Below are 12,579 nucleotides of genomic sequence, written 5' to 3' on the forward strand. Positions count from 1 at the left end.
TCGAGGGTGAATATGGGGTGATTCATGTGAGAAGAATAGCGGTCTTATTCCTGGTTCTGGGTTTCTTCTGTATCGGTTTCTCTAATCAACTGAATTCAGTCATACCTTCTATGGATGCTGAATCAGTGACGGTGACTCTGATTTTTATGAACGAAGTCACCGATTATAACATTCAATCCAATCCTTCCAAGACAATATATTCTCTGGCGCTGGACGGAGTAAGCGGCCGTGATATGAATCTGCCGCTAAGAATGGGACCCGTTGAGGGTCTCTGGACCCGCCAGGACCCGAAGCGACTTTCAGTGAATGTCGCCTTGCTGATTCCTGCAATCGACGAGCCGCAAGTCACAATCAGGGAGAACATCGTAACGCTCAGATTTTTCAGATCTAACATTGACGTTGACATCGAGAAGTTCACAACATACGGAATGACTTTGTCAACTGCCATGACCTATCTCTTTTCCGAGGAAATGCTAGACCTTTCCTACATAATATCTCCAAGTGTGAGAGATGAGGAAGTTGTTGTCGGTTTTTCACTTGCGATGCCAGAGGACATCCTCAGAAACATTCTCACTTCTCTTGGAGACAGGGTCGCTTACTCCTATTTGACAGATGGAACCTTCTACCTCGGGACACCTGAAGAAGTACAGAGTCTGGTAAACGCGTTCTGGAAAACTTATATTGGTGTGGAGTTCAAACTGGAGGGTGAAACCGTTTCTGAGCAGATTGAGAGATTGAGAAAGACTCTTCCCGTGAACAGTTTTATTGAGTATCTCCCAAATGAAGCTTCTCTCATGGTTTTCGGAGATCTCCAAACCCATATGAGTCTTTCTGCTGCTCTTACAACTAATACGGTTACGAAGGAATTTACCATTCCGTGGGAGATAACAGATGTGGAAGACACTCCTCTCAACTCTTATTTAGACCTTGCAAGGAAATTGAATGCAACGCTTTTTTCTGAGAGTCTGACAATAATAAGCATTCCTGAATTTAACAAACTTATTCTTTCCGGGAATGATTCTCAGGTAAATGCTCTTTATGAATATCTAGAGCTGTATAGAGAAAATGTTACATCTGAGGATCTAGATTCAAGTAAAGCGAGAAAAACAATAACGCTACCGGACAACTTCTTTCTCATCGAAGATGTGCTGAAACTAGGCAGTGTTGGCGGGTCCGGCTTGACAGAAGGCAATACTCTTGTTGGCGCCATACTGAGTATTCTTCAAAGTTACGCCCCTTATGAAGAGATAGCTGTAGATAGAGCATTTGAGCCTATCGGAAAGGTAACATTCGAGTTGCCAAACTATCTAGTTCCAGTTCTAGAAAAGACTGTGGATTCTTTTTCGGGAATATCTGCGGAGGTTTCCTACACGATAGTGAATTATCACTTAACAATAGAGGAATCTGTGAGATCTCAGGTGGAGCGAATAACTGGAGCACTGATCGAGCCCTTGGGCGAAAGGAAGGGCTACATTCTTAAAGGCTCCAGGAGTTCAATAGGAACAGCAGAATATCTCCTCTCACTTTTCACTGGGATCACTTTCGAAGATTACTCCAGCACATATCTTGAACTAAAAGCTAATGATTCCTTTGAGGAAGTCTCGGCCTTTCTCAGAACCTTCTACTCGGCACAAGGTCTTGTCCAAGATGAGTACACAGTTGAGCAGATTGCAGATAGATTGGTCTTCATGTATGCCCCTTCGGAAATAATGGAAAAGGCTGTTCTTGAACTGGAACAGCACGAAAGGCAGATATACAGGGTAACAAAAGAATCCATTCTTGAAATCGCTCCCGAAATCTATTCTTCAGGCCTGGGCGAGTTACTCCAGACGATTCTCGTGGAGAATGAAACGGCAGACTTCATTCAGTCGGCAGGATTGTTGGTAGTCAGTGCTTACCCGGAGAGACTCGCCGAGATAGAAACCATTATCGAAGAGAGAATACCTAGAATCAAAGAAATGCTTGAGAATAGAATGTCTAGTCAGGAGAACAGGTTATCCCTGCAGATCGAAGCTATTCCAGGTTGGGATATTGAGAAATTCAGGATGTATCTCAACGACTTTCTTGGAACTGAGCTTTTTTCAGAGATTACTCTCACCACATCGGGAAGCGGCTACATAGTCATTGCAGCGGAGTCTGTTTTGGAAGCAATTTCCGCTGAAGCTGAAAAACTTAGAGGATTTGAAGAACCTTCTTACAGACTGGAAACTTCCATTCCGTCACTTGCTCAGTTCGAGCTTCTTTTGCAGAGGCTTGGAATAGCCGTAACAATAGTTCCTGTCGACAACCAGTTCATGATTGTAGGTTCAAAAGTCAATGTCGAAGAGGCTTCCAGGCTTGTAAGACAGCTTAGCACCGGACTACCCGTTCAAGGGGAAGTTTCGGAAAGTGAGACTGTTTACGAGTATAGATTTATAGACATTCCTTATTCGGAAGTGCAGGGAATAAGTGATCTTCTGGACAAACTAAACCTGTCAGTTGAGTTCGTCAACACGCCATCTGGAGTCGCGATTGTAGCCACTGAAGATAGGCTGAAAGAAGCGATGGTCGTGATTGATTCGATTCTTTCTAGAATCGAGACAATCGAGACGGGGCCTAGAAGTTACAGTTTGATAGATATAGAGCCATCCCTAGTCGATAGCCTTGACGAGATACTTTCGCTGTTAGGGTACGAAATAGATCTTGTAGAGTCACCGGCGGGAGTCATAGGGATTGGTGTAGAGGCGCAGCTCGCAAAGGCAAAGAAGATCGTCGAAGAGATTATGAATAAGGAGGCATCAATACTTCCTCAGCAGGGAGACATTGAAAGCGAGAAATCATATCTGATCATTTTCTCGAAGCCTGAAGTGGAAATTGCCTCGCTCAACTCAATGATAGATGTTTTCGGTATGGATCTTGTTATCACGCCAATCTATGACAAGATTGTCGTTGTTGGAGATAGCGAGGATTTAAAGCTTTTCAACGGATTGTACGATCAGATACTTACTACCGAGAGCGTTGAAGGAGCCTTTGTATCAAGGGAGATTGCAGGGGTTCCTGGATGGGATTCCGAACGTCTTCTATCTTATCTGGGCGTAGTTCTTGGACCAGAAAAGACTGCAAATATCTCCTTCGTTCAGACGGCCAAAGGATACATAATCAGTTGCCCCGAGTCGATCATTGAAAGAGTAGAGAACGAATTCGAGAGGCTGAGGGGAATCGAGAGTCCATCCTATTCGATAGAAAGCAAGATGCCTCAGATTGATGAAATCAATTCACTTCTTTCGAGGCTCGGCATCATTGTCGATATTCTGGAAGTCGACGATTATTTTGTCGTTGTTGGATCGGAATACAATGTTGCACGAGCAAAAGAACTCATATCGAAATTAGTTGAGGCGATCGGAGAGGACCCGGAATCTAAAGAAACTGTATTTGAGCTTTCTACAATCGAAAGCAAGGATTCCCAGGTTTTTGGTGAGATCTTCTCAAGCATTGGGATCGATGTTAGGTTGCTTGAATCCCCTTCCGGGGTCCTTGTAGTAGGTAGAGAAGAAGAGGTTTCGAAAGCAATAGAAACTTCCAAATCGATTCTCCAGAAGAGACCTTCTACGGCTTTAGCACAGGCTGTGTTTGAATTCGTGCCGGCAGCTTTCGAGGAAATAGGAGATTACTCCTTAATACTGGAGAAAATGGGCATCGATGCGGAGTTGCTTCCATCTCCGTCGGGTGTCATCGTAGTTGGATCGTCTGAAGAGGTTTCTAAAGCTAGAACGGCAGTTCAGACAATTCATGATCAGAAACAGGCATTCGATAGTACTGAAGATTCCAAGAACGTGTCTACCTTCGTCCGAAGAGTTGCAGGCTGGAGCGACGAGGTATTCACCAGTTATCTCAGCGACTTCTTGGGCGAAGATTTATATTCTCGAGTCTCTATTGCTCCAACAGTAAGTGGTTACATCGCCGTCGGACCCATTGATCTTCTTGAAACTATTGAAGCCGAGGTTGCGCGACTGAACGAAATTCAGGACCCCTACTTCATTGTGAAGCAGGGATTGACTCCTCTCGATCAGCTGGAACTGCTTATTGAAGCGCTAGGAATAAGAGTCGAAATTATCCCCGTTGAAGACAAATACTTGATCGTCGGAAATCATGACAGTGTTGTTCAAACGGGTGAGTTGATTGATCAGCTCATCGATGCTATATACCCAGAGGGAAAGCCCACAGAGCAGACTGCAACTTCGAAGACATTCATTTTCCTCCCGATCGAACCAGAAGATATTGCGCCACTCGAGACGGTTATGGAGAAACTCGGTATTATCTCCGAATTTGTTCAGATCTCAAATGGAGTCATTGCGGTAGGGTCGACGGAAGAGCTTTCAAGATCTCTTGATGTTGTCGAATCGGTGATGGCCCATTCTGAAAGTGTAACGGCTGAACTGGAAATGGATTACAGGTTTGTTGATGTTCTGAAGGACTCCATAGATCAGCTTCTGCCGATAATTGAACGCTTGAGTATTGGAGTTGAACTGCTTGACACTCCTGCCGGAGTAGTTGCGATCGGAGCCGAACAAGATTTGGATCGTGCGGAAGAGTTGATCAAAGCAATCAACTCTAGAGATACGAAAGAAGTTCCTCTTCAAGAGAAATATGAGAGTTATCTTCTTCTGCCTCTTTCAGCCGGGATTACAGTTGAATCACTGCAACCTGCGCTAGAACTTCTAGCTTACAGAGTATTTGCGGTAAGCGTTGCAGACAAACTGATTGCAATAGGCAGCGAAGAAGACCTACTGAAGTTCAAGGCACTTTACATGCAGCTTCAATCTCAGGAAGTAGACAGGGAAGAACGGATTTCTCTGGAAATAAAAATGATACCTGGCTGGGATCTTACTCGTTTGAATGAATATCTGAGACTCTTTCTTGGAGCCGATGAGTTTGAGAGGATTTCCATTGTTTCATCTTCCACAGGATTCGTTGCTCTTACTCCAAGAGCTCTGGCAGACGTTGTGGAGGCTGAAATATCAAGGCTGAGAGAATTCGAAGACCCTGCATTTACAGTGATTGAAAGAGTGCCTCCTGTAGACGATCTGGAAGGGCTGCTGGTTAGACTGGGAGTACTCGTTGATCTGGTAGAAATGGGTAGCTCGACGATCGTTATCGGGTCGGGGGAAGACGTAAGACAAACCGGAATAATAATAGAACAGCTTATGGAAAGTGTGAAATTCGATGTTGCTTCACCGGAAGTAATGGAATACAGCGTTCTAGACATCGCTCAAGACGACATCGAAAGCTTCAGTGCAATTCTTGAAAGCCTCACGATAGATGTTTCCCTTATTTCATCGCCCTCTGGAGCCATAGCGATCGGCTCACATCAAGCAGTGGCTAGAGCAGAGACGGTTGTTGAAGATATTCTCAGCAGGAGAACGACTCCGCAGGTTTATGAACCGACATACGCCTTCACTGGGATACAAAGCGCAGATATTGCCATTTATCAGACGATTCTGGACAAACTTGACTCGGGAGTGGAGCTTCTGCCATCCGCTACTGGAGTTATCATGATCGGTGAAGGAGACAAGGTGCAAGAAGCGGTCAAGACAGTCAATGCGATTCTTGAGAGAGAAGCGTTGTTTGACGAATCAGAAGGTCAACCAGACAGGGTCTCAAACGTTGCAGCCATCGTCCCTGGTTGGAACGATGAGAAATATGCAAGCTACTTTGCTGACTTTCTCGGCAAGGACGACTTCTCTAGAATAACCATTACACCGTCTTCCAGTGGTTACATTGTTGTCGGTCCCCAGGAAGTTGTATCAAAACTGGTCAAAGAGGCTTCGAGGCTGGCTGGAATTGAGGATCCCTTCTTTGTTATCGAGAATTCGCTTCCCGCAGTCGAGCAAATGGATTCACTTCTTGAACGGCTTGGGTTGAAGGTAACGATTCTGCCTGTTGAAGACAAATTCCTCGTAGTTGGCAAGAAAGAGAGCGTAGAAGAGGCTGTTGAGCTAATAAGACTTCTGAGTAACGGACTGGAAGCGCCATCAAGTTCAAGAAAATATGATTTCCAAATAATGCCTGCAAGCGAGGGAGCATTTGATACTATACGGCAAGTATTAGCAGAGCTGAAAATTGAAGCAACTGCGCTTAGCTTTGGAGACAACGTCATCCTTGTCGGCTATGATGAGGACCTCGAAAGTGCCGCGAAGGTCGTGAATTCTATTAATGAACGAACGGTAACTCTCGAAACGGATAAAGAACTGAAATATTCTTTTACGGAAATACCGAATGATAGAATAAATGAGTTTTCAGCCATTCTCGATAGTCTTGAGATGGATGTGCAGCTACTTTCCTCGCCATCCGGAGTAGTATTGGTGGGGACCGAAGAAGAGTCGGCTAAAGCTAATGATGTCATACTATCAGTGCTTTCTAAGGCCGAAGAGGATGAGATGGTTGAATCAAGGTTCTTCAATAACCCTGCCGGCTGGGAAGATGGAAAACTTGTCACTTACCTGAGAAGTTTCCTCGGAGAGAAGGATTGGGCAAAAATCAGTGTGACTCCGGTTCAGTCCGGTTATCTAATAGTGGGTCCAACTGCCATATTGGACAGAATTCACTCTGAAACGGTCAGGTTATCAGGACTGGAGAAGCCACACTACGAAATAGTTGATACTGTTCCCTCGATTCAGAATCTTCAGGGCATGCTCGAAAAGATGGGACTTGCGGTAACTGTAGTTATCGTAGATGGGAGATCGATGGTCATTGGACCGGAAGATGACGTTATTCAGACTGTGAGGATTTTCAGCGAGCTTTCCGAGGGAGTTGTTTTGCCCAAGGGAGAGGAACCCGATGTATTTAACTTCGTAGAAATCCCCACCGAAGAAGTCGAAAGCTTTAGAGCAATATTCTCGAGATTAGGAATACGCGTTGATCTACTGAATGCCCCCACGGGCGTAATCGCTGTAGGTCAGGGTGAAGAAGTAGCTAAGGCCGTTGACACTATAACTTCTATACTTTCAAGGAGAGAGGTTCAGGTGGTTGATGGTGAGAAGAGCTACCTGGTAGTTGAAGTCGCGGACGGATTCGACCTGGCTGCAGCACAGTCAATTCTTTCGGCATTCAATATAAACGTCTTCCCGCTTTCGGTTGCAGGGAAGCTAGTAGTAATCGGGAGCGAGAACGAGATCATGAGGTTCGCAGAAATAAGAGAAGATATAATCAGCGAACATAGAGTAACGGTGATTGTTCCCCGCGAGGTCACTCTCGAGGAGCTTACAGGGATTGTAGATACTCTGGAAATGGAGATTTCCGTTCTAGAGATCAGGGACAGCTTCGTTGTCTACGGGAAAGAAGGAGACATCGAGCGGGTCAGGGCTATTCTTTCCGAGCTTGTTTCCGAAAAACCTTCTGAGGAAGTTCGCCATTCGAGGATATTCACCGGAATCTCCCTTAGCACCGACTTCCTTAATAAGCTCCTCTCCAGTATGAATTCCTCGCTCACAATTTACGGAGAGGGAGACAAATTAGTTGCTGTAGGTACCGAAGATGACATTGAGATGTTTGAAGGTCTCTTGAAGGAGATTGGATCTGCCCCGTCTACTGAAGAACTGACGGCGCAGTTCTATCCCAGAATTGAAGGATGGACTGGAGAGACACTCTCCGGATTCTTTGAGGCTATGAATCTGGCGGTTCAGGTATTTCACGAAAACAGTCAGGGATACCTGTTGATTGGACCGGAATCTGAGCTTTCCAAGCTGCCCGATATCATGGAGGGCCTCGAACTCAAGACGAAGAAGCTTACAACTCTCTACCCTGTTCCTTCAGGTATGACATTCGAAGAGCTGAGAGAGATACTGATTTCGGCCGGGTTCAATCTTTCCTATACAAAACTTGGACAGAGTATGTCGATTTCCGGTCTTGAAGAAGACGTTGAGCTTGCAGTTGCCCTGCTGGACGAAGTGATAAGAAGCAATCTTGGCAAGGGGATCTCTTATAGGCTAATCAAGCTTCCTGCAGATTTGACACTGGAAAAGTTTGAGAAAATCATGGGAGATATGGCGCTAGGCATATCCTCTGTTCAGGTAGATGGAGAAGTTATGCTTATTGGTTCCGACAGTGATTTGAGAACTGCCAATGAAATAGTTGAGTATCTCACTCCGGAAGGCACTCCTATTGAGGATGAAGTAGTCTACTCTGTGATTCCTATCAGTGAAGAGCTTTCAATGACGGAGATCGCAGCTCTGGTCGAAAAGCTTTCGCTTAATGTAGAGATCCTTCCAGTCGGTGAAGACCTATTCGTGATTGGAACTCAAAGAAACGTAGATAGCTTCAGGGAGTTAGTCAATTCCATTTCGGCGACCCTCGGGATAGAGGAAGTCCAAAGCCCCGAATACACAATCGTTGAGTTCGTTGAAGAGATCTCACTGGATCAGTTCAGAGAATTGCTAGCCTCCCTCAATATCTCGGTAAAGATTGTGGAGGTTGGAGATTATCTCGTTTTCATAGGTTCAGGTGAGGACAATTTGGAAGCCGCTGAGCTTTTCTCCAGATTTGAGACGAAGGATACAGAACCGGAATCTGAGGAGATTGAGTTCGAAGCTCTTTCGTTCCCTGAGGGGTTTGATATAAACTCTCTCACAACTGTTTTCGAAAAGCTCGATCTAAGAGTCGACATAAACGCCGTTAGCAACGTCCTCCTGATAATCGGAACGAGAGAATCGATAGAAAACGCAGTTACAATAATAGAAAAACTCGTTCAGGTATCGACGGGAGATTCAGGTGAAGGGAACGTCTTCAAAGTCCTTGAATCAAAGGAGGGAGTTTCTTCCGAGCTTTTGAGTCAGCTCTTCAGATTGATCGGGGTGGAGGTAGAGATTCTGGAAAGCGAAACGGTCTTTGTCTTCGTCGGAAGCGAAGCCGATGTAGAAATGGCCGTAGATGTGTATGATTCTCTTGGAGAGAGCGCCGGTGTAGACGAAGGACCGCTCTCTTACACAATAACGATTCTCCCGAAGAATCTTACTCCCAGCCAGCTCCAAACCGCCTTCACATCGATTCAGATACCTGTAGGTGTAATCGAGGCAGGTGACTATGCAATAATAGTCGGGACGAAAGCGTCACTTGCTAGAGCGCAAGAGCTGGTTTCCTCTCTTCGTATAGGAATCGATGCGAGCGGGACTTCTGCCGACGGTTCCGTCTCTTACATAACCTTTGCGCTGCCCGAGGGCACGGAGATCAACCAGTTCGAATCAATTGCCGGTTTGATGGAGCTTAAACTGAAATTCGAGCCTGTTGGAGAGAGAGTCTTTATGATCGGAACGGCTCAAGACATAGGTGAATTCGAACAGGTTCTCAGTGGTTTGGTTAGCGAAAAATCGGGAATCGTCAACGAGTTCAGATTTGTGAAGAAACTATCCGGTGTCGATGCAGAGACACTGAAGACTTATTTGTTAGCAAGAGAGATTGAGCTTTCGGGGGTTTTTGATGTGAGTGGAGGATACCTCCTGATAGGAAGCGCAGACTCATTGGACGGTGCACAAAGCATAATCGACTACTTGCTGGATAACCAGCAGGTCCATTTCGCTTACATCGATCTACCTGCAAGCATAACTCCTGAGATCCTCCAGGCGATCGCTAATGACCTTCTACTTGAGATCTCATTTGCCCAGATAACGCCAACGAGGTATTTATTTGTCGGAAATATGGAGGATGTAGAAAGTTTCAGGGACATACTTGCCAAAGCGGTGACAGAGGATACTAAATTCCTGTCTTATTCAATTGTAGTCGTCGGGCAAGCCTTTAATGACGATTTGTCAAGAGTGTATGGACCTGAAGGCAGTCAAAGGTCTGGAATGGACGATCTGAAAGACGCACTGGAGAGCATTGGAGTATCGGTTTTCATAGGCAAATTCGACAATAGGCTTCTAGTGGTTGGAGAAAGCGTACATGTCGATCTTGCAAGACAGTTGATAACGGAGTTGAATCAGACCACTGGTAGCACTGAAGGAACTGAAAAGGTGAGGATCGAAGATCTTCCACCCGTCAGCGGTTGGAGCATAGAACAGATAACACAGTTCCTTGAGGCTGCAGAGATTCAACTGAGATCGATTATCGAATACTCTGGAAGGCTTATCGGAATAGGAACGCAGGTGGGTCTGGAAAATGCGAGAGAGGCTTTGAGTATACTTGCAGTTGATTCGAAGAGAGAGTCGGTGAGAGTCGAAAAGAGCCTTGTTTCAGATAATCAGCTTCAGGAGATAATCTCAAAGCTCAGTCTTGAAGTTGATTACATCGACCTCGACAGACAGTGGTTACTTATAGGCGATCCCGAGTCGCTGATGATAATTACTAGGACGATTGAAGAGGCTGCCGCCGATAGAGAGATCTCGAGATATATTACCGATCTGACCGTCAATCCGCAAGAACTTGCAGATCTTTTGAGAGAGTCAATCGAAGGAATCACCGTTCAGACCTTCGCAGATCTCCAGATGCTGCTTATCAAGTCAAAGAGTTCGGCCCTGCTAGACGCAGCCGAAGACATGGTAAGAGACGTTCAGGAGTCTAGAAAGGCGATCGATCCTCTCGAGAAAGGCGTTGTTGTTAAAGATTCGATGGTGAGCATAAGGGTGACTGATCAAGATCTGGAAGCACTTCTGAGAACTGTTTCTGAAAAACTGGGAATATCGCTTCTTTTCGTTGACAAAATCGTCGAGAATATCACTATGTCGATAGAAGACCTCAGCTGGGATAAACTGGTCAAGGTGATCAATGCCACGAAGCCAGTCGAAATAGTCAGAATCGATGATATTTATGCTGTAACCAAGAAGGAGCAGAAAGCCGGAGAGGAACCGACGGATGTCGAGCTCGTCTACCGCGTCTATCATAATGTCGAAGAGTTAACGAGACTCATTGAGTTCTATGGGGGAGAAGTCCTTTCCGATCCCGTAAACGGTTATATAGTCGTCAGAGGGCTTGCAAAGTCTAGAGTGGACAACATCTTCGATGAAATCGGTTCAGCCCTTTCACAGCCGAAGAAGCAGGTGAGAATAGAAACAAGGCTTGTTGATGAGTCCCTGATTGACGAAATACAGCGAGAGATCAAAACTTCTATCGGAATCAACGCTCCCGAGATCCTCATCGAAAACGGTTCCGTCGATCTTGATTTTGGCATTATCGATTATCTAGATATCACACAGCTGATCGATGATCTTGTGAATACCGGAACTGTGAAGATAGAGGCTGATCTCAGCGATAGAGACAACGATTCTGACCTTATATCAAGTCCTTCTATAGTTTCGATGAGTGGTGAAGAAGCCAAGATTCACATTGGAGATACGATTCCTTACCTCGTGCGCACAATTGAGTATGTCGAAGGTAACCCAGTGGAGATAGAGACTATTGAATACCTGAATACAGGGGTGGAGCTGAGAATAACTCCTACGGTAAATGATGATGGGAAGATACTCCTTGATCTTTTCATTAAGGTAAGCGAACCGGAGAAATATGTCGACGGGACAAGAACTCTTTATGGTGAGAAGACTAGAGAGGCAAACAGCAGGCTGATTATTTCAGACGGAAACACACTGACAATTGGAGGTCTTGTTGCAAATAAGGATACCGTTACGGTCAACAAGATGCCTTTTCTTAGTGATCTACCTTTTATTGGAAAGCTGTTCACCACCGAGAACAAGACCTCTGATAAGAGAGAACTGGTTATCTTCATCACAGCGGAGGTGGTTGAGCCGTGATAAGGAGACCCGTTGTTAGCGGTAAGTTCTACGCTGATAACGAAGAGGAACTCAAAAGTCAGATAAGGAACTGCTTTTTCCATCCTGTTGGACCGGGAAGTCTTCCACATGGCTGGGAGAAGAATGAAGGACCTATCGGTCTGATTGTGCCGCACGCCGGTTATATGGCTAGTGGTCCGGTAGCCGCATGGTCATACTGGAGGGCGGGCGCGCTCGTTAAACCATCAACGGTCTTGATTGTTGGACCAAACCACACGGGCTTGGGTACGAAGCTGTCGTTGTGGCTCGAAGGGGCTTGGGAAACGCCTCTGGGCAGCGTCGAGATAGATCACGAGTTTGGCAGATCACTGATGGCTGAGTCAAATGGAATGATAATGCCAGATACTTCTGCTCATTTATATGAGCACTCTATTGAGGTCCAGCTACCATTTCTGCAGTTTCTTTACTCGGATTTCAAGATTGTTCCTTTGATAATGACGGATCAGAGAGTAGAAGTTGCTTTGAGTCTGTCGGAGATCATAAAGAAAGAGTTGAGTAGGAGGAATGATGTTTTGGTGATTGCCTCTTCTGATTTGAACCACTACGAGGCCCATGAGGTAACGATGGAAAAGGACAATGAGCTTTTAAGCCTAATTTTGGATGGGAAGTACAGAGAGTCCTACGAACTCTCGCAAGAAAAGAGGATAACGGCTTGTGGGCTTGGACCAATTGTAGCAGTGAGAAATTCTTTTGAATCGATGGAAGTGCTTTGTAGTACAACGAGCGGTGAGGTGATGGGAGACAGGTACAGGACCGTGGGATATGTTGCGGCCCTGCTCAGCTAATACTTTGGAAATGGTAAGAGAGAACGCGTTGCCTTCGCAAC

2 protein-coding genes are annotated in these 12,579 nt (G+C 45.5%); both read left to right on the plus strand.

The genetic code is table 11. The annotated features are described in order from the left end of the window. The first annotated feature begins 26 nt into the window (after positions 1 to 26). A complete protein-coding gene (locus THEBA_RS03710) occupies positions 27 to 11,714 on the plus strand; it encodes a type II secretion system protein GspD (RefSeq protein ID WP_236609205.1) in 11,688 nt (3,895 codons plus the stop codon). Beyond that, positions 11,711 to 12,538, plus strand: a complete 828-nt coding sequence (gene amrB / locus THEBA_RS03715; RefSeq protein WP_014730495.1) for an AmmeMemoRadiSam system protein B — start codon at positions 11,711 to 11,713, stop codon at positions 12,536 to 12,538. Before THEBA_RS03710 ends, amrB begins: the two co-directional genes overlap by 4 nt. The last annotated feature ends 41 nt before the right edge of the window (positions 12,539 to 12,579 follow it).

Origin of the sequence: Mesotoga prima MesG1.Ag.4.2 (genome assembly GCF_000147715.2) — a bacterium.
In the GTDB taxonomy this organism is placed as follows: Bacteria; Thermotogota; Thermotogae; order Petrotogales; family Kosmotogaceae; genus Mesotoga; species Mesotoga prima.